This is a genomic window from Bacillus sp. FSL K6-0255, from assembly GCF_045040725.1.
Lineage (GTDB): Bacteria > Bacillota > Bacilli > Bacillales > Bacillaceae > Bacillus > Bacillus subtilis.
In genome coordinates this window covers 1,238,882-1,257,963 of record NZ_CP150278.1, presented here as the reverse complement: position 1 = coordinate 1,257,963, position 19,082 = coordinate 1,238,882, and the positions used below count along the sequence as shown (strand labels likewise).

Annotated in this window: 22 protein-coding genes; 11 read left to right on the top strand and 11 right to left on the bottom strand. The window is 43.1% G+C overall.

The annotated features are described in order from the left end of the window. Positions 1–35 precede the first annotated feature (35 nt). The gene (locus tag MHB62_RS06535; RefSeq protein WP_003232783.1) at positions 36–1,214 is read right to left on the bottom strand and encodes a glycosyltransferase; all 1,179 of its coding nucleotides are present in this window, start codon (positions 1,212–1,214) and stop codon (positions 36–38) included. A 22-nt stretch (positions 1,215–1,236) separates the two neighbouring features. Next, positions 1,237–2,427, bottom strand: a complete 1,191-nt coding sequence (gene yjiB / locus MHB62_RS06530; protein ID WP_019712505.1) for a monooxygenase YjiB — start codon at positions 2,425–2,427, stop codon at positions 1,237–1,239. A gap of 388 nt (positions 2,428–2,815) precedes the next feature. On the opposite strand from yjiB, the gene MHB62_RS06525 reads away from it, so the two are divergent. Further along, entirely contained in the window at positions 2,816–3,094 is a 279-nt protein-coding gene (locus MHB62_RS06525; RefSeq protein WP_003232791.1) for a hypothetical protein, read from the top strand. Here MHB62_RS06525 and MHB62_RS06520 read toward each other — a convergent pair. The 4 genes from MHB62_RS06520 to fdhF all read right to left on the bottom strand — a co-directional run bounded on the left by MHB62_RS06520 (position 3,089) and on the right by fdhF (position 8,178). Further along, complete coding sequence (locus tag MHB62_RS06520) at positions 3,089–3,751, bottom strand: NUDIX hydrolase (RefSeq protein WP_080015518.1); 663 nt, start codon at positions 3,749–3,751, stop codon at positions 3,089–3,091. The genes MHB62_RS06525 and MHB62_RS06520 overlap by 6 nt on opposite strands. 78 nt (positions 3,752–3,829) lie before the next feature. Beyond that, entirely contained in the window at positions 3,830–4,471 is a 642-nt protein-coding gene (locus MHB62_RS06515) for a DUF4352 domain-containing protein (protein ID WP_003244850.1), read from the bottom strand. A 196-nt stretch (positions 4,472–4,667) separates the two neighbouring features. Beyond that, entirely contained in the window at positions 4,668–5,228 is a 561-nt protein-coding gene (locus tag MHB62_RS06510; RefSeq protein WP_003232799.1) for a DUF1641 domain-containing protein, read from the bottom strand. Then, positions 5,221–8,178 carry a formate dehydrogenase subunit alpha gene (gene fdhF / locus MHB62_RS06505; RefSeq protein WP_003245240.1) on the bottom strand — a complete coding sequence of 986 codons (2,958 nt, stop codon included), beginning with the start codon at positions 8,176–8,178 and terminating at the stop codon, positions 5,221–5,223. The genes MHB62_RS06510 and fdhF overlap by 8 nt, the downstream gene beginning before the upstream one ends. Before the next feature lie 145 nt (positions 8,179–8,323). Here fdhF and MHB62_RS06500 point away from each other — a divergent pair, with 145 nt between their 5' ends. Both MHB62_RS06500 and MHB62_RS06495 read left to right on the top strand, forming a co-directional pair. Further along, positions 8,324–8,899, top strand: a complete 576-nt coding sequence (locus MHB62_RS06500; RefSeq protein ID WP_003245827.1) for a YjgB family protein — start codon at positions 8,324–8,326, stop codon at positions 8,897–8,899. A 100-nt stretch (positions 8,900–8,999) separates the two neighbouring features. Beyond that, positions 9,000–9,398, top strand: a complete 399-nt coding sequence (locus MHB62_RS06495; RefSeq protein WP_009967034.1) for a DUF2809 domain-containing protein — start codon at positions 9,000–9,002, stop codon at positions 9,396–9,398. An 8-nt stretch (positions 9,399–9,406) separates the two neighbouring features. Here the strand turns inward: MHB62_RS06495 and MHB62_RS06490 are convergent, their stop codons facing one another. Continuing rightward, positions 9,407–10,306, bottom strand: a complete 900-nt coding sequence (locus MHB62_RS06490; RefSeq protein ID WP_003244687.1) for a DUF2268 domain-containing protein — start codon at positions 10,304–10,306, stop codon at positions 9,407–9,409. 126 nt (positions 10,307–10,432) lie between these two features. Between MHB62_RS06490 and MHB62_RS06485 the strand changes: the two genes are divergently transcribed. Both MHB62_RS06485 and MHB62_RS06480 read left to right on the top strand, forming a co-directional pair. Beyond that, on the top strand, positions 10,433–10,600 hold the full coding sequence (locus MHB62_RS06485; protein ID WP_014476499.1) for a YjfB family protein: 168 nt from the start codon (positions 10,433–10,435) through the stop codon (positions 10,598–10,600). Between the two features lie 124 nt (positions 10,601–10,724). Then, positions 10,725–11,198, top strand: coding sequence for a YjfA family protein (locus MHB62_RS06480; protein ID WP_003244679.1), 474 nt, complete (start codon positions 10,725–10,727; stop codon positions 11,196–11,198). Between the two features lie 39 nt (positions 11,199–11,237). Here the strand turns inward: MHB62_RS06480 and pdaC are convergent, their stop codons facing one another. Continuing rightward, a complete protein-coding gene (pdaC, locus tag MHB62_RS06475) occupies positions 11,238–12,641 on the bottom strand; it encodes a peptidoglycan-N-acetylmuramic acid deacetylase PdaC (protein ID WP_003245023.1) in 1,404 nt (467 codons plus the stop codon). A 251-nt stretch (positions 12,642–12,892) separates the two neighbouring features. Here pdaC and cotT point away from each other — a divergent pair, with 251 nt between their 5' ends. The 4 genes from cotT to MHB62_RS06455 all read left to right on the top strand — a co-directional run bounded on the left by cotT (position 12,893) and on the right by MHB62_RS06455 (position 15,562). Next, the gene (gene cotT / locus MHB62_RS06470) at positions 12,893–13,141 is read left to right on the top strand and encodes a spore coat protein CotT (RefSeq protein ID WP_003245601.1); all 249 of its coding nucleotides are present in this window, start codon (positions 12,893–12,895) and stop codon (positions 13,139–13,141) included. A gap of 122 nt (positions 13,142–13,263) precedes the next feature. Further along, positions 13,264–14,253 carry a heme o synthase gene (gene cyoE, locus MHB62_RS06465; RefSeq protein ID WP_010886488.1) on the top strand — a complete coding sequence of 330 codons (990 nt, stop codon included), beginning with the start codon at positions 13,264–13,266 and terminating at the stop codon, positions 14,251–14,253. A 619-nt stretch (positions 14,254–14,872) separates the two neighbouring features. Then, positions 14,873–15,202: a YjdJ family protein gene (locus MHB62_RS06460; protein ID WP_003232822.1), complete on the top strand. Its 330-nt coding sequence runs from the start codon at positions 14,873–14,875 to the stop codon at positions 15,200–15,202. Positions 15,203–15,367: 165 nt separating this feature from the next. Next, positions 15,368–15,562, top strand: coding sequence for a DUF4177 domain-containing protein (locus MHB62_RS06455; protein WP_003232825.1), 195 nt, complete (start codon positions 15,368–15,370; stop codon positions 15,560–15,562). A 39-nt stretch (positions 15,563–15,601) separates the two neighbouring features. Here MHB62_RS06455 and ybaK read toward each other — a convergent pair whose 3' ends face one another. Then, positions 15,602–16,081 carry a Cys-tRNA(Pro) deacylase gene (gene ybaK / locus MHB62_RS06450; RefSeq protein ID WP_003244878.1) on the bottom strand — a complete coding sequence of 160 codons (480 nt, stop codon included), beginning with the start codon at positions 16,079–16,081 and terminating at the stop codon, positions 15,602–15,604. A gap of 228 nt (positions 16,082–16,309) precedes the next feature. Between ybaK and MHB62_RS06445 the strand changes: the two genes are divergently transcribed. Both MHB62_RS06445 and MHB62_RS06440 read left to right on the top strand, forming a co-directional pair. Next, the gene (locus MHB62_RS06445; protein WP_009967031.1) at positions 16,310–16,705 is read left to right on the top strand and encodes a hypothetical protein; all 396 of its coding nucleotides are present in this window, start codon (positions 16,310–16,312) and stop codon (positions 16,703–16,705) included. Between the two features lie 218 nt (positions 16,706–16,923). Then, positions 16,924–17,430 (top strand): GNAT family N-acetyltransferase, encoded by a 507-nt coding sequence (locus tag MHB62_RS06440; protein WP_032721367.1) that lies wholly within the window; start codon positions 16,924–16,926, stop codon positions 17,428–17,430. A gap of 45 nt (positions 17,431–17,475) precedes the next feature. On the opposite strand, the gene MHB62_RS06435 is transcribed toward MHB62_RS06440, so the two are convergent. After that, entirely contained in the window at positions 17,476–17,958 is a 483-nt protein-coding gene (locus MHB62_RS06435; RefSeq protein ID WP_015252318.1) for a YjdF family protein, read from the bottom strand. 168 nt (positions 17,959–18,126) lie between these two features. Further along, on the bottom strand, positions 18,127–19,074 hold the full coding sequence (gene manA / locus MHB62_RS06430; RefSeq protein WP_032721363.1) for a mannose-6-phosphate isomerase, class I: 948 nt from the start codon (positions 19,072–19,074) through the stop codon (positions 18,127–18,129). Positions 19,075–19,082 lie beyond the last annotated feature (8 nt).

Genomic DNA, 19,082 nt, shown 5'->3' with positions numbered 1-19,082 from the left:
AAACCGAAATCAAATTGATTTCGGTTTTTATGTTTTTACTGCGGGACAGCGGATTTTTTCATAAACGCTTCAATCTCAGCTGCCGCACGCTCCGCTCCGCCAGCTTCTTTTACATCCTTTTGCATATTCTTGACGCGGCTGAGCAGCTCTTGATCACTGGATACAGCCTGAACCGCTTCCTGCAGGCTGGAAACAGTCACTTCCTCTTTCGGCAAATAAACGCCAAGGCCTAATTCATCAACCCGATTTGCAGTGAGCTCCTGCTCATACATTTGCGGAATGACGACAAGCGGCACACCTGCGTTCATCGCTTCCATCGTACTGTTCATCCCGCCATGAGAGATGAACAAATCAGCTTTCTCTAACACCTCAAGCTGCGGCACACTTTGGCGAATGGTAAAGTTAGCAGGAATATCCTCCAAGCTTTCTGGATCAATCGTTTTCCCAACCGACATGATTACTTGCCATGAAGAATCCCGAAATGCCTTGATGCACATCTTGTAAAATTCCGGCCATGCGTTAAACGCCGTACCCAAAGAAATCAGCATAAGCGGGCGATCATCCTTGTCAATCAACAGGCTTTCTTTTTCCTTCCGTTCTCCGAGAGAGGGGCCGACAAAACAGAAACGGTCATCGAACGTCTCATGCTGAATCTGAAAAGACTTCGGCATAAAGACAATATTTAATGCTTCCGGCACAGCTAACTGTTCAAATGAAACAGCCGGCAACTTCTCTTGCTCCAAGTAGGCTTTAAATTCAGCCTCTGCTTCTCTTATTTTTTTCAGCATGTCTTCATTTCCTAACTGAAAGGATTCATTTTGGGCATATGACGAACAGAGCTTAATGACCGGAACATTAAGCTTTTCAGCAAACAATTTACCAGCCAGCGCAACAAAGTCATAGATGATCAGATCAGGCTGATCATCCTTATATAACTCCTCAAGCTGCGGCAGAATGCTGAGTGATTCTTTCAAAAGACTGAGGGGCGCGTCATTCTTTTCCATCATCTCCCTGATTTGCTTAGGATCAATATTCAAGGATGTATGATAGATCAATGCTTCTCCACCGGCTTGCTGAACAGCGGGCGCAAACTCCTCAGTCGTCGCGTACGTGACACGGTGCCCTTTCTCACAAAGCTTCTCTACTAAAGCAAGCGTAGGATTGACATGTCCGTACGCCGGGATATTGATCATCGAAATATGGTACTTTTTCATGAATCTCCAGTCTCCTTATCTATTACATTTTTACACGGAAGCTCTTTAATCCGTATATCACACTGTTTTCAATCGGAGTGATACTGACGTACTCCATATGAGGAATAGCAGAAATCAAAGACGTTAACGCGATATTTGCTTCAAGACGGGCAAGCGGGGCCCCAAGGCAAAAATGGATGCCGTGGCCAAACGCAATATGCGGATTGGGATGGCGGCGGATATCAAACATGTGCGGCCTGTCAAACTTTGCTTCATCACGATTTGCCGATGCCACAAACGCCAAAACCATATCACCTTCTTTAATCAGGTGCCCCCCGATCTCCGTATCCCGCTTGGCAATGCGCCTCAAAACCGGGGCGGGCGCTCTGAAACGCAGGGCTTCCTCCACTGCCTGAGGCATCAGTTCAGGATGGCTGCGCAGTTCCTCGTAAACGCCTGGCGTTTCTAATATGCTGTACATCGCATTTGAAATCAGGTTTGTAGTGGTTTCATTTCCGGCCACCAGCAGCAGCGTGCAAAACGGAATCAGCTCTTCACCGGACAGCTTCTCGCCTGTTTCTTCCGCTTCCACTAAAATAGAAATAATATCCTGCGCCGGTTTGTTTCGCTTTTCTTCTATGATGCCGGCAAAAAACGCAGCCAGTTCTTCCTCACACTTATCTCGTTCTTCCAAAAAGGCTTTTTCAGCTTCTTCACTTTTATCCCTCGGTGTACTGACCAGAAGATCAGACCATGCTTTAAACTGATCCATATGCGCTGAAGGCACTCCCAGTAGCTCAGATATCACAATAACCGGAAGCGGGTATGAAAAATCGTGAACAAGGTCAAACTCACTGCGCCCCTGAAATTTTTGAATCAGTTCATCTGTGATTTCTTGAATTCTCGGTTCCCATTGCTTCATCACGCGCGGAGTAAAGGCTTTATTCACGACTGAACGGATTTTTGTATGCTTCGGCGGGTCCATGTTAATGATGGAATTTCCAATAGAGCTTGTCTGCTGCGGCATGTAACTGGAAAACAGCTCTTTATCCCCAACAACTTTTTTGACATCATCATAAAGAAAAACGCTCCACACTTGGTTTTCTTCATCAAAGGAAACAGGCGCATCCTTTCTCATCGATTCGTACCATGGAAACGGATGATACGCATCCTGTTTGTTTTTCCCATTGAGCAGCGCTCGCTGCAAGGCTTGCCGGCGGTTTAACACACTCATTATGGTCACTCCCTTGAAAAAATTAAGCAATGAATGTTCCACTTCACCTCCCGCTTTCGAAAAAGAGAGGGACTACCACAAATAATTAAATTGATAACAGCAGGCAGGCGATCACGATGTTCGATGCAGGCATCATATATTCCCCCTCGAATTTCGTTCATCTTACCATAATCTTTCAATTTTTTTCTATTCTGCACTGCTGTTTTGGCTCACAACGTGACCTTAGGCATAAGCACGCAAATCCAATATGGATTCAATTGCACCGCTCCGCTCAAAAAACGTCACTGTTTTCAACCAAATGCACTAACTCCAAAAATGACTTTCCCATTATGTAAAATAATTTGGTTCTATGATTAAATAGAAGGTAAAAGGTGAAGGAGAGAACAACGTGGCAGCACAGACTGATTACAAAAAACAAGTTGTCGGAATCCTACTTTCACTTGCATTCGTACTCTTTGTGTTCTCTTTTTCTGAGAGACATGAAAAACCGCTTGTTGAGGGAAAAAAACAGGAAAACTGGCATACTGTCGTCGACAAAGCCTCCGTCAAAATTTATGGCAGCCGATTAGTTGAAGAAAACAAATTAAAGCAAAAACTCGGCCATAAACAAGCCGATTCTATTTTGACCCTTCTGAAACTCGCCAACGAAAAACACATTACATTATAAAAAAGAAAGAGCCCACAGGCTCTTTCTTTTTAAGTCAAATATCGTTTTCTTGTCCGGATGGCGCAAAAAGTCAAACAGCATGCTAAGCTGTGAGGGTGTGTTTCGTTTAGGAGAAAGCGGCGGGAGTCTGTCTTCCGGAAAAAAAGCGGCATGATTCGTCTCGATCCCTGTTTCCCCCTGCCCGTCCGTCATGCTGCATGCGATGAAGATTTTATAATAGTGATAAGGCTGAGGGGGATGAGAGTGTTTATGGCTGTCTAGCACGGCCAGCAATCGAGACGGCTCTGTATCGTACCCCGACTCTTCTTTGATTTCCTTGACAACGTTTTCAGCCGGCGATAAACCAATCTCGCAAAATCCGCCCGGCAGCGACCACAGCTCATCATGCTTCTCCCGGACAAGCAAAATCTGATTCTCTCTGAATACAGCGCCGCGAACATCCGCTTTCGGTGTTGGATAGCCCTTCTCGCCTTGCCATAAATCAGTGATAACTTCAATGTCCTTCTCCGAGTAATCCGCCATCATTTCCGCGCTAAGCTTCATTAGCTCTTCGTACCTCTCCCTGTCGTACACATCCTTGGAAAAAGCAAGCCCCGCTTGGGCGATCGCCCGAATCCGCTGTGCCCGTTCCAGCCATTTGGTTTGCACTTTTATCACTCATCCTTTCAAGTCAAGTTTCGCTATAAAAAATGCACGTTTTCCACAGATGAAAAACGTGCAACTGTAAATTAGCATCTAATCTAACTTCACCAAGTAATCAATATCGTCCTTTACTCTCTCTTCTGTATTACTGCTATTTGTATCAGCTAAAAACGGATTATATACCAGTGTGTAATGTTTCTGTTCTCCTTTAGGGATGACATAACTGAGTACACCTGTAACCTTTTTCCCCGATACTAGTGTTCCTCCCATAAGGATTCTGCCCTTCTCTTCTATAGAAAAAACAGGCCGCACTGATTGATCATTCTTATCTCTTAAATCAAACCCGATAAAATTGTAGCTTATTGAATCTTCCCCTATATTTTCCATCGTAACTTCTATAATAAGCCGTTCCTCATCATCTTTTATTGTTTTTGTCTCCTCATTTACAGCTCCGCCAACATTCATATATTCACCTTTTTGCACTCTATCAACTTTATTCACTGTAAAATTCGTATGTCCTGCTTTAAATGTTTCTCCTATTTTATGTATTTGATCATCTTTTTTGGTCTTCGGCTCACCGCCTTTTTTCAATTCCTTATCAAGTTCCTTTTCAAGCTCTTCTTGCGATTTTTTCTCTTTCGGTTTTTCCTTCTCTGACGCATCGCTCGATTGGCTGCACGCAGAAAGCGCTAACCCGATCGTCAAGACAAATAATAGTAATAAGACTTTTTTCATGATTGTTCCCCCATCTAAAGTAATCGATTTCTATTATAATCAGATTTTTCCTTTTCTTAACAGGTAAGAAAGTAACGATTATTTCTATCTCATTCATCACAATCTTACTTCTTCCTAGTATTTGAATATTTTTTACTAGTCCATTAGACCTTTTCATCAAAAAACCCGAGCTGGCTGAAGCCGCTCGGGTGGGAGGTCAATCTCGCTTATTCATTCCTCTTTTCTCTCGGGGTTCCTGATGATGTTTTTGGTGTTCCGGAGGCTGCGTCGTGCGTTCCAGCTCCTTTGTATCTTGTCCCATTCCTTTTAAAAAGGAAAAGAGCAGTGTAATTGATTTGTTGATTTCCGGGTCTTTTAGCGAGCGGATAATATCAAAATAACCTGTCTTTTCTTCACTGTTTTTCTGCTCTACAGCGCTTGCCACACCCGCATTCACTTTCAAAATGAGAGGCTCCAGCTGCTTCACGTCCAGCATGCCGAGTGTTCCAAACAGAAGAAGCAGATTTTTCAGCGTATTGGCTGTTTCCTCTGTATCTGCCTTTTTCACCAGGATATCAAGAACTTTATCCCCTTGACCAAAAAGGCCGCGGAGCAACGGCAGGACCCCGCGCTCGTTCATATGGCCCAGCATATGCAATGTTTCGAGAATCGCTTCTTTGTGGTCAATTAGAGCATCTTCAATTTCCCGCAAATCACGCTTTCGCTGATCCTCTTCTGTTACCTCGATTTTTTGGATTCGTTTAATCGCTTTAGCCATTATGGCCCATCCCCCTTTTCACAGCGTCACCAGGGAAAATATAATCCTTCCGCGCCCATTTCTTATGAACCTGCACACCGATTTGCGGCTGCGGATTGCCGTTGCGGTGGTTGATCTTAGGCAGCGGGCTGATTCCGTCGTGCTTCAAAATTTCCATCTTGGCCGATGTTTCTTTGTAAGCAGGCGTATCGGTATCCTTATCGGCATGGCTGCCTGTTAACAGGTTGATCGCCGCTTCCCCTGAATCGTTCATTGGCAGATATACTTCCTTCCCTTTGACTCGATCAGTAATCAGGCACTTCACTTTGACATTTCCGAAAGGCGATGTGAGTCTGACGAGGGTTCCGTCCTGAATCCCTCGTTCTGCCGCAAGCTCAGGAGAAATTTCTAAGAACACTTCCGGTGTTTTCTCCGAAATCCCTTTTGATTTGTAAGTCAGGTTCCCTTCGTGGAAGTGCTCCAAGAGCCGCCCATTGTTGACATGGATATCATATTCCTCACCGAATTCCTTAGGCTCTGTCCACTGGACAGGGTAGAGAATGGCCTTGCCGTCTGGGAAAGGGAAGCGCTCTGTAAAGAGTAAAGGCGAATCCTTTCCATCAGCGTTTACAGGCCATTGCAGGGAATTATAGCCCTCAAGACGTTCATAGGTGACACCGGCATAAATCGGCGACAGCTTGGCTGCTTCCTCCATAATGTCTGCAGGATGCTCATAGAGCCAGCCGGCGCCAAGCTTATTGGCAACCTCCATAATAATCTGCCAATCCGGCTTTGATTCACCCAGCGGTTCAAATACCTGATACAAACGCTGAATCCGGCGTTCTGTGTTTGTAAACGTTCCTTCTTTTTCAAGGCTCGGGCTCGCAGGAAGAACCACATCAGCAAACTCCGCTGTACGTGAAAGGAAAATGTCCTGCACCACAAAGAAATCAAGCTTTTCATATGCAGCGTGTACATGATTGATATTGGAGTCGACAAGGCCCATTTCTTCACCTTTTACATACATCGCTTTCAACTGTCCGGAATGGATTTTTTCAATCATTTCGTGGTTGGTCATACCCGGCTCCTTCGGCAGCGGCACACCCCACACACGCTCGTATTTTTGGCGGACTTGTTCGTCCGTCACTTTTTCATAGCCCGGTAGTCTGTCAGGCATACTCCCAAAGTCACTTGCTCCCTGCACGTTGTTATGGCCGCGCAATGGGTAAGAACCTGCTCCCGGTTTTCCGTAGTTTCCTGTCACAAGCAGCAGATTAGAGATCGCCGTGCTCGTGTCGCTTCCTCCAATATGCTGTGTCACGCCCATCGCCCACAATGCGCACACACTGTCAGCTTGCCCGATCATCTCTGCCATTTGGATAAGGGTTTCTTGATCAATCCCGGTTTTCTCCTCAGCATATTCAAGTGTGTACGGCGCGAGGCTTTTTACATATTCATCCCGTCCGTTCACTCTTTCTCTCAAAAATCGTTCATCGGCCTTGCCGTTTTCTATTAAATATTTGGCGATCGCATTCAGCCAGACGATATCCGATCCGGCACGCGGCTGGACAAATAAATCTGAGCGCTCTGCCATTTCGTGCTTTCTGATATCCGCGACGATCACTTTCTGCCCTCTCAGCTTATGAGCCCGTTTAATCCGAGTGGATAAGACTGGATGCGACTCAGACGTGTTCGAACCGATAATCAAAACAAGGTCCGCTTGCGCGATATCTGTAATTGATCCTGAATCACCGCCATAGCCGACTGTCCGGAACAGGCCGGCAGTCGCAGGAGATTGGCAATAGCGAGAGCAGTTGTCCACATTATTTGTGCCAATGACCCCTCTGGCCAGCTTTTGCATAAGATAGGATTCTTCATTTGTACATTTAGAAGATGTAATAAAAGCGAGAGAATCCGGGCCAAACGCCTCTTTTAATTCAGTGAACTTGCTGGCGATCAGCAATAACGCCTCCTCCCACTCTGCTTCACGGAAATGATCGCCTTCACGGATCAGCGGCTTTGTCAGGCGTTCTTCGCTGTTAACGAAATCCCAGCCGAACTTGCCTTTCACACAAGTAGAAATGCCGTTGGCAGGCGCTTCCTCCTGCGGCTCTACTTTCAGAATGTCTCTGCCCTTTGTCCAGACATCAAAGCTGCAGCCGACGCCGCAATACGTGCAGACGGTTTTCGTTTTTTTGATTCGTTCATCACGCATGGCCGATTCCATATCAGAAATCGCGAGAATCGAGCCGTAGCCTGTCTCTACGCCTTTCGTGATCTCGATCATCGGTCGCAGCGTTTCGTTATTGATGCCTGTTAAATATCCGGCTTCCCCTTCCATTCCTTTTTCCATCATCGCGTTGCACGGACAGACCGTTGAACAATGGCCGCATGACACACATGACGACTCATTGATCGGCACGTCGTTATCCCAAATGACGCGCGGGCGTTTCCGCTCCCAGTCAATGGTCAGCGTTTCAGTTACCTGAACGTCTTGGCATGCCTCAACACAGCGTCCGCACAATATACATTGATCTGGATCATACCGATAAAACGGATGGGATTCATCCTTATGGTATGGCTTGTGATCAAACGGAATGCTTTGGTGATTGATTTTCATTTCCTTCACCGTATTATGTATTTCGCATCCCCCATTGTTGTAATCGCAAACTGTACAATAAAGCTCATGATTATATAAAATCTTGTCCATCCCGATGACCTGCGCTTTTTTCACGTCAGGTGAGAGCGTATCAATGACATCCCCATCCTTTAATTCAGCGGAGCACGACCTCTTCAGCTCACCATTGATGCTGACGATGCACGTATCACATGTCTCAATCGGCCCTAAGCTTGGATGATAGCAAACTTGCGGCACTTCAATCGAGCTGTTATTCAAAAGCTGCAGCACCGTCTGTTCCTCGGACGCTTCCATTTCAACGCCGTTTATTGTGATTGTTTTCTTGCCAGCCATCTCCATTCCCCTTTCTTGCTTTATATACCGAATTACCTATTTCAGTTCCCTTACAACAACTCAATAAAACATACAAAGCGCACTCACATGTTTCGTTGCAAAAACACGGGGAAACGGAATGGTAGATCAATTAGGAGGGATTAACATGAAAAAGACAATGTCTGCTATAACCGCGGCAGCAGCAGTAACAAGCTGTTTTACCGGCTTTGGGGCTGCGTCCTTTTCAGCACCGGCAAAGGCCGCAGCTCAAACAAACACACTCTCAGAAAACACGAATCAATCAGCCGCTGAGCTTGTCAAAAACCTCTATAACACCGCCTATAAAGGGGAAATGCCTCAGCAGGCGCAAGGCCTTACCATTAACAAAAGCACAAAAGGGGATGTCCACGCTGCGTTTGGGGAACCGGAAAGACCAGTCGGGGGAGACAATCGATTTGATTTATATCACTGGAATATGGGACAGCCGGGCTACGGATTTTCCTATCATAAAGACATGACAATTTCAGAAATCCGCTACTTTGGAACCGGTGTGGAACGGCAGCTGAATTTAGGCGGAGTTACGCCGGAAGTGCTGCAGAAGCAATTAGGACCAGTAAATCGGGTGTTAACCGTCCCGTTTACCGATGAAATCGATTATGTATATGATACAGGCCGCTATGAACTCCATTTTGTAATAGGCACGGATCAGACAGCCGACCATGTAAACCTAAAAGCAAAATAAACACCCTACGCGGCTATTCAGCCGCTTTTTTAGTGGACAAATAAAAGCTATATTCCTTACAATACAGGGAGATGAAGCAGAGACGGGGTATCAATTCGCAATGAAGCGAAATCGTTGGATATATGCAGTTTTCACCATACTGATCATTGGGCTGGGGCTTGGATCCAGAGCATTCTCCAGTGTTCTTCCTGATACCCTCAATACTTATCTGGGAGACTCGTTGTGGGCCGCCATGATCTTCACGGGATGCGGATTTCTATTTCGGAAGCTGAAGACAATGATAACGGGCATTATCAGTCTTTCTTTCTGTTTTGTCATTGAATTCAGCCAGCTCTATCATGCCGAATGGATCGACCAGATTAGAGATACTTCTCTTGGCGGGCTTGTACTAGGGTACGGTTTTTTATGGAGCGATATCGAAGCATATACAATCGGAATTGCCGCCTGTGCCGCCATAGAACTGCTGGTTTTGGGAATCAAAAAGCGCCGCTGTATGTGACGCTTTTTTCATGTAGAAAACAGACCGCATTGAGAAATAATGGTCTTCGCATCCAAACGTGTGGCCTCGCTTATCGTGATATGATGTTGATTCATAAATGACTGAACGGCATGATAGCCAACTGCATAACCCGCAAAAGCCGATAAACCTGCAGGCTTAAAGCCTTGGTCGTTAGCAATTGGATCACCAAACATATAACGGCTGACTTCCGAAAATCCTTTCACATCCAGCACCTCATTAATCACATCAATGGAATATTGCAAGTCTTCATGATCAAAACGAGTTACCCAAGGGCCCAATCGTTCCGTACCAAACAGCTCTCTGGCGAATGATTCCGCCAATCCTTCAATCACAAGATAATCCCCGACACTTACAGAGCCATGATGAAAATCTATATACGAAAACCGCACATTATGATGAAACTCATGAGCAATAATGGAAGGAATCCTTGGCAGGTTATAACTGTTCGGATTAATCCATACATGAATAAAGCCCGGTATCCCGCCAAACCCGCAGTAGCCTTTTTGCAGCTGAAGCTTATTTGGATCAGCGATATAAAGGCCGAATTTGATCTCCTTTGCATTCACCCGCAGCTGTTCGCGCTCAGCAAAAAATATGCATTGCCGAAGTGCAGATTCAGCTGTCTCTGAAACATGTGATTCTTTCAGTATTTGTAGTGCTTTCTGGCCGCTTTCAGCATCACGGACATCCAAATAGCCCAGCATTTTCGCAGCCATGATCACATCATAGCCGTTTGGCTCCTTCGCTTTCAGCGGAACTTGGATGGCGGTCCACATCTTTTCAAACGGCCTCATCATCGTATACCGAAATACATCTTCTCTTTTCTGTTCTTCCATTGAAAACAGCTTTTCGTATTGCTCAAAGGTCTTTTCCATTACTAGATTCATCCTGATTCCCTCCTTGTCAAAAACATACGATATGCCGCAGCGTAAGGGTCAACAAGAGAAATTAAGCCATTTTTCACTGTAAAATCATACAAACCCGCCGATAGGTAAGGCATAGGAGGTGGAACCATGGATATTCCTGCTTTATCGGTTGCGATGCATCAAGCATCCCTTGCCCAGAATGTAAATATTGCTTTAACGAAAAAAATGCTGGACACCGCCCAGCAAAATGCCGATCAAACCTTAAAGATGATTCAACATCCAACTCTCGGACAAACCATTGATGTAAAAGCATAACCTCATACCAGAGGCGGCCAAGAACTCCATCCTCCCGGCCGCCTTTATTGTTCACAAAAAAGCATGCATGTTTTGATTGTTCCTCCATATGATTTATTGTTTGCCATATTAAGGAGGTCATAAATTGAAAAGACTGTTTATGAAGGCTTCATTGGTGTTATTCGCAGTAGTATTTGTTTTTGCCGTCAAAGGTGCACCCGCCAAGGCGGAAACCCATGCCTACGATGGAAAAAGCCCTTATTACAATGATTGTGCGTCCAGCGGCTCTACAAAAAAATCCTCAAACTTAGTGAATGCCAGCAATCAAGTCATCGGAGTAGTCGAGCTTAAATTCAGCAGTACATGTAAAACGGCTTGGGCAAAAATCACGATGAATAATACATTGACGTCTGGCTATGAAGCAAATGCGGAGATTACCCGGAACACAGACGGAAAAAGATATAATTGTGATTCTGCAGGCGGCAATGGAAAAGCGGTGGCCGGCCAAAAGTCTTGCTATACACCGATGGTATATGATTTAGATCCAAGGACTTCTTACGCTTTCGGCAAGTATTCAGGACCAAACTTAAATGTTTGGGCCACCACAGGCTCTTATTAAATAGAAAAAAGGCTGTCCGTACGGACAGCCTTTTCTAATTTATTTCGCTTCTCTTTGTTTTTTAACCTCTTCAAGCTGAGAAACTGTCACCAATTGATAGCCTTGATCGGTGAGCTTTTTTATAATTTCATCGGCCGCATCAGCAGAGGTGCGGTAAATATCGTGAATCAAAATGGTTCTTCCATCTCCCGCCTGATTCATGACACGGTCAACAATTGTTTTTTTGTTACGGTCTTTCCAATCTTCCGGGTCAACATCCCATAACGCAACATCCATTTTCATTTGACTCCGCAGTTCATCATTAATGCCGCCGTATGGGGGTCTTACAAGCGTCGGACGATATCCGCTTATTTTTTCAATGATGTCTTGCGTATCATTGATCTGCTTTAACGCTTCTTTCACTGAAAGCCTTGTGAGAAGCGGATGGCTCCATGAATGGTTCCCAACCTCATTTCCTTCTTTCAGCATTCTTATTAGCGTTTCCGGATAATATTGAACTCTGCTCCCCAAAACAAAAAACGTGGCATGACCCTTATATTTCTTCAAGGAGTCTAGAATCTGATTTGTTGTCGCAGGATTCGGGCCGTCGTCGAAAGTAAGCGCAATGACTTTTTGATTTGGATCAACTGTTTCCTCTTTGGGTAAAGAAATCACTTCATGCTTCGGCTTTTGTTCTTTGATTTTATTTTTATTTTTTGCTTTATCAATATATTGTTCTTTCAGAATGTCTTTCAAAAGACTTTTCTTAATGGCAATCGATTGCTCTCCAAGATAGCCTGCTGCAACCTGATATGTGTCAAAGTAAAGTTCGATATAATCCTCCTTGATGGCAAAGCGGCTGAAATTTTCTTTTTTCGGAGCCGTCCCTTCCTTTAACAGTGCATCGTCCGCGGCAATGTCCTTATTCTTTTTCAGCTCGTGATAAGCGATTAACGAAAGCTTATGTAAGTAGTCAGCGTCCTCTTTGAAAATATCATCAATGGAAAGAAACGCTTGTTTACTAAAATCATAGTTAAACGTTTTTTTCACGGTTTGCCCGTGTGCCCCGCCGATGTATTTATATTCATTAAATACAATCGCCACTGTCTGTTTGGCATAATGGACAATTTTATAATCAACATTTAATTCGTTGCGTTTTGTCGTATGCTCTTGGTCAACGTCCTTTGTTTCCTTTTGAAATTGACGAACCTCTTTTTCTGCGAATCTTTTTAATGCCGAATCCATTTTTTCATTTTTGAAAACAGGATAGTTTACCGCGTAATTAAAAGTTTTCCCGTCATTCACAAGCGTTGCGATCTCAACATTCCCATATTGAGAATCAGTTCTTACTTTATTCATGACCGTTTCTTTTTTCAATGAATGATTATGGAAAAAGCCGATAAGGCCCACCACACATACAACTGCTATTAATACATGAAACCATTTGATTCTTTTTGCCAACAACAAAAACTCCTTCTTTCGTAGCCATTTCGATTTACTCTTCATCAGTTGGAACTGTATCTATAGAAATGTTTTTGTAACATTGTAGTAACATTTATTTCACATTTGTAATACTATGAGATTTAGAAGTTCATGTCAATCCTTTTTAAGGAATTTCATCATAAAAAAAACCGAATTTCATGAATGTACATACACCCAACTTAAGCATCAGGAATATGGTAAAAGGAATAAAAAAAGCTAGGGAGGTTTTCCTCTTGGATTACCCTTTGAATGAACAGTCATTTGAACAAATTACCCCTTATGATGAAAGACAGCCTTATTATTATCCGCGTCCGAGACCGCCATTTTATCCGCCTTATTATTATCCAAGACCGTATTATCCGTTCTACCCGTTTTATCCGCGCCCGCCTTATTACTACCCGCGCCCGCGACCGCCTTACTACCCTTGGTACGGTTACGGCGGAGGTTATGGCGGAGGATATGGGGGAGGTTACGGTTACTAGTCGCCACATATCAAAATGGGGGCAGTCCAGCTCCCCATTTTTTTGTTTTAAAAATGACAATATCATGACAAATATGGGAAATAATTGTGATTCTGTCCCCCTCTTGTTACGATAACAAAAGCATGCAGTTTTGGGGGAGGCGTCTATTTTTGGAGAATACAAGAGATTCTGCAGCCATATCTGAAACAAAATACATAAAAGCTTCGAACCGGGTAACCATTTACGATTTTATCAAACTTGCAAAGCCGGGCATTATCATATCAAACTCGATAGCAGCCTTCGGCGGGTTTTGGATCGCGTTTGCAAGCGCAGAAAAAACGTTAACCGGCTTGGCTTTTTTGATGACAATGGTAACAGCAATGTTGGGAACCGCGTTTGTGATGGCTTCCGGCACTGTCTATAACAACTATTTTGATCGGCATATGGACGCAAAAATGGCACGAACTCGCAGCAGGGCCTCGGTCACAGGGAAAATGCCGCCAGCCATGATCTTAACATATGGCTCTGTTTTAGGAATCGCAGGTCTTGCCATGCTTTATTCCCTCAATCCATTAACGGCCTTTCTCGGACTGGCCGCCTTTATTTTTTATGCGATCATCTATACGGTATGGGTGAAACGAACGTCTGTGTGGAGCACATTTGTCGGGAGCTTCCCAGGAGCTGCGCCGCCATTGATGGGGTATTGTGCCGTAACCGGTGACTTCAGTATGACAGCAGTGCTGTTGTACACGATTATGTTTCTGTGGCAGCCGCCGCATTTTTGGGCGATTGGGATAAGACGCAAAGAGGAATATCGCGCTGCTGGCGTTCCGCTCTTGCCAGTAGTCAAAGGCAATCATGTAACAAAAATAAAAATGATGCAATATATTGCCGTCCTGGTGCCGGTCACGCTATTATTTCCTTTCTCTCTCGGCACCGGCCATATAAGCCCATTTTATTTCTTAGCCGCCTTGGTTCTCGGAGGCATATGGATCAAAAAAAGCATCAAAGGATTCAAAACAGACGATGACGTGAAGTGGGCAAAGGATATGTTTGTCTACTCGCTTATTTATTTTTGCTTGCTGTTCTTCATCATGATGATCGATTCATTTATGATGTTTCTGATCAGATGATGCAAAAAGAGCCACACATTAATGTGACTCTTTTTTGTTTGGAAAAACAGCATCTAATAGAAATGTCATGGCAAAAAACACAACCATGCAAATCAAAAATCGTATAATCTCACTCAAAATCCAGCTATCAGCTATGCGCATACCATCGGTTTCTCGGAGTGTTGCGCATATTGAAAAAATCATGAGTATGTTTTTTAGGGTTTCTTTGTTCATAAAATACCATCGCTTTCTCGATAGGATGACTTAAAGGCAATGAAATAAGTCATCAAGATATAAAATGTGTCGCATCGTTGCATGTTTTGATTGAAAGAAATCATTGTTTTTTTGCCAGCCAATTGTAAAGCTCAGGCAAACAGATGAAAACCGTTTCTGTGAAAAAGCAGATCTAATCGAATGCTTCTATACTCTCTCCACAAATAAAAAATGCTAAGAAATACATTTGTTTCTCTAATCTATAAACCCGCACTCTTTTTCCATCATCAGGTATTATAAGCCAAAAACAAACAAAAAAATAGACTTGCGTTTGAGTTGTATGGAAGTGAAATTGCAAGAATAACCCATACGGTGGTAATATATTGTTTGATTTTCCCATATTCATAGATTTGGAGGTCATACAAAAGTGAAGGGAATATTTTTAGTTGTTCAGCTTGGATTTTCTATTATGGTATTTCTGTTTTTAGCTGCTGTTAATTGGTATCAAGGAAGCGAGCTTGTTTCAGATCGATTTGATTGGAACTATACTGCTAAACTCTCAAAACTGCTTAATGGAATTGATGCCGTCAGCAGCCCCAAACAAATTTCACAGCTTGATTTTTTCATCTACTCCGCTAAACACTACCCTGTTATGAGTGCGTTAATGATCATCTCCTTCTTATATGTTCTGGCCGCTCTTTTTTTACTTATATACTCAGTCAAATGCAATAAGCAAGAGATTCATTTGGACTGCTGACCCGGTAAAATTCGTTTTTATAGCCCCTTAACTCTTCCCAGATGCATGCAGGCATCAGGCATAAATGGATTTGTTTAGTGAGTGAAATATACTTTCCGACCTTAACCTAGGTTTTCGGAACTTCTCGCTCCATTTTACGTATACCTTAATAGGAGGGATCAAACGATGAAAGAATATGAATTCGTAAGAGTTGAGCTGAGTACGATGAGAAGAAGGCCTAAAGAAGACTACCAGCAAATCATCCATGATTATGCGAAAAGAGGCTGGAGATTCGTTCAGATTTTCGCTCCCAGTATAGATGGGTATGGGGCAGCTGCTTATTTTGAAATCATATTTGAAAGGGATGCGGAAAAAGCTTAATCGATATGACTAAGCTTTTTCGTTCCCCTATATCTGCATCTATACAATTTCTGCAAATGCGGCATCACATGATCTGGCTAAATCTTGTGGCGCCAACTTTAGCTGCATACCGATTTTCCCTGCACTGACAATAATAAAATCAAGCGTTTCTGCAGATGCATCAATATAGGTCGGGAACAATTTTTTCATGCCAATTGGCGAGCAGCCGCCGCGAAGATAGCCAGTTACCGCTAACAGCTCCTTCATTGCAATCATTTCTATTTTCTTTTCCCCTGTCACCTTTGCTGCCTTTTTTACATCTAACTCTTCTGCAACGGGTACAACAAAGACATAATAATGATTTGTTCCTGCTGCTGCAACCAACGTTTTATATACATATTTCAAAGAATAACCGATTTTTTCCGCAACAGAGATGCCATCTACCGGCTGGCCGTCTGTTTTATACCCTAATACCTCATAAGAGATGTTCTGCTGTTCTATCAGACGAACCGCATTTGTTTTTGCCATTTTTTTCGCCATTGTTTTCACCCACTATCAAAATGATGTATGTCTAACTTCTTGCAGTAATATGTAAATTCTATCATCCTAACCTGCATTTTCAAGGTTACTAGCATTGAATCAACGGAAGGACAAATTGATTTCCTTGGACGCCTATAGCCCATTATTAGTCTACATGGAACAAAACAGGAATGAACAAATAACTCCCACATACAATTTGTATGAATGGAAAATAAAGGAGTGGTTGCTTTGTATCATTACTTTTATGGCCCTGCGTTAATTCCTTACTTTTCACATACTCATAACCCTCAAAGAAGTCCAGACTTTTCAGAAAGACAGCGAAGAAGAGAAATCACATTGACTGTAGATGGCTTTGTCCCCCCATCTTCCACCGAAGATCTTGGAGACGGCTTTTATTCTTACGCATGGACGAACCAACAGGTCATCAACCCAGGTGAATACTTAGTTTGTCATCTTGAAGGAAGAGATATCAACGTGATAAATGGTGGGTTCACTCCGCGCGATACTGCTCCATTGTATGCGGTAGCAAGCTTTCCAAGACGAAGAAACCAATGGGTCATTATCATTCATAATCCTGTTCAAACCCAAAGAGCCATATCGCTTTATTTGATTGCGAAAAGGTAGCACAACATGTTATCAGAAACCCTGCATTTAGGAACAGAAAAACGGGTAGGGTCACATTAACATCAGCATTTTCCTACCCGTTTTTGGGCTGGGCAAACTCTCACCTGTCACTCTTTCTATCCCCCTCAATTTTTTCATCTTTCTCTACTGCCAAGGTATCAGAGAAAATTGTTATATGTTATCATTATTCGCAGTAAAAAGAAAAGAGGATTAGATATATGGTTCTCCTTGAAACGAATCGATTACGTTTAAAAACGATTGATATTCCCCTTCTTGACGCTGCGTCTAAACAAGATCATCAGGCTATCAAAAACTTAGGTTATGAAACAAATGGTGAATGGCCAAATTCTGATTTTTTTGAAGCAATACCTTATTTCCGCGAGATTTTAGTCAAAAACAATGGAACAAAAGGATTTGATTCATGGATTATTGTAAAGAAGGACAATTATGAAATTGTTGGGGGAACTGGATTTTTAGGTGATCCAGACGAGAATGGCATGATTGAAATCGGTTTTGCAACAAATAAAAGTCATCGCCGCAAAGGTTATTGTGTGGAAGCCGCCCAAAAACTAATAAACTGGGCATTAAACCAAGAAACAGTAAACCGGATCACCGCAAGATGCGAACATGATAATCTAGGCTCACAAAAAACCTTGGAGAAGTTAGGGTTTATATTGAATCATAAATCAGCGGATTATAAACATTGGCTATATGTTACAAAGTAGAGTCCTTAATTACAAAAGCAGGCACTGCGCCTGCTTTTGTTTGGATTATTTACCTCTGTGCTTCTTTTTCGCTTTTTGCTTTTTGAGCATATACCTTTGCTCTTTTACATGTTCTCGCTGTTCTTTCATTATTTGTTTTTTCTTTTGCTTTCTTGCTTCAAGCTCTAGCTTTATCGCCTCTTGAGCTTTAGAAGCTACTCCGGCGTTTTTCAACTCTTTTGAAACCTGGCGCTGCAATCTTTTTGGATTGATCTTTTTTTGACGTCTGCCTTGTAAACGAACTCCTTCCTGCTCAGCTTGGGCCAACATATTCAGGAGTTGGTTATGAACAAACTCTAATACTTCAGAATCCCTCGGCTCTTTGCCAAAAAGATGACGAAAGGCTCTTAGCTTTCCATTGTCCACAACTTCAACAACGCCTACCCAAAACTGACCATCGTAGTAAATCGTTAATTTCATAACGATTCCCTCCTCATAAAAGATATTAAAGAATGATGGACATCCCGAGGAGGGGAAGGTTACTGACATTCTCAATCATGCATCCGGACTACCAACCGAATCGTGTTTTTTCATTCTTTACCATATACAGAAAAGAGTGTAACATTTCTTCTCCAACTATTAAACTCTTATTTTATTTAGATCATTGCTGGAGAATAGGCGTCTTCACTCGCAAATTTATTTCTCAAGCCCTGCATGTTACAGATGGGAGACGATACATTCTGCATATCCTTCGAGTTTAAATTCTCCAAGACCGTAAGGCAGCAACATATGATCTCCTTTTTTGAAAGGATAGACATACTCACCAGAGATCATACGGCCCTCCCCTTCAATCACACTGATAAGAAGGAATGGTTTTTGCTGCTTTAAGCTTGCTGATCCTGATAAGTTCCATTTCCCCACCGAAAAGTAAGCGCATTTAATCAATGTCGTTGTAAGCAAATCCTCAATTTGTTTATTGTGAACTGTATGCCGTTCTGGAATAGACGGGACCTCTATCACTTCGATGCTCTTTTTCAGATGAAGCTCGCGCAGCTTGCCTTCTGCATCTTTTCGGTCATAATCATATAATCTGTAGGTTGTGTCAGAGTTCTGCTGCGTCTCCAAAGCAAGAATTCCTTTTCCAATCGCATGAACAGTACCGCTTGGCACATAGAAAAAATCCCCCGGCTTTACCTTTACACGGCGCAAGAGCTCATCCCATTCTCCACGCTCTATCATGGTAGTTAGTTCTTCCTTTGTTGTTGCATTGTGGCCATAAATAATCTCGGCATCTTTTTGGCAATCAATAATGTACCAGCATTCTGTTTTTCCAAGCTCACCGTTTTCATGTATGTTGGCATATTCATCATTCGGATGCACTTGAACAGATAAGTCCTGGTCAGCATCTAATATTTTTGTAAGCAGAGGGAAACGATCCCCTTCAAGCTGTCCGAATAAATGTCTGTGATGTTCCCATAATTCGCTGAGCGTGAACCCCTTATACATTCCGTTTTGAACAACGCTTTGACCATTTTGATGCGCGGCAAAAGCCCAGCACTCCCCTGTTCGTTGTGACGGAATGGTATAGCCAAAATCAGCTAAAGCGGTCCCGCCCCAAATTCTTTCTTTGAAAACAGGCTTGAAAAATAACGGTTCAGTCGTCATGAAAATCC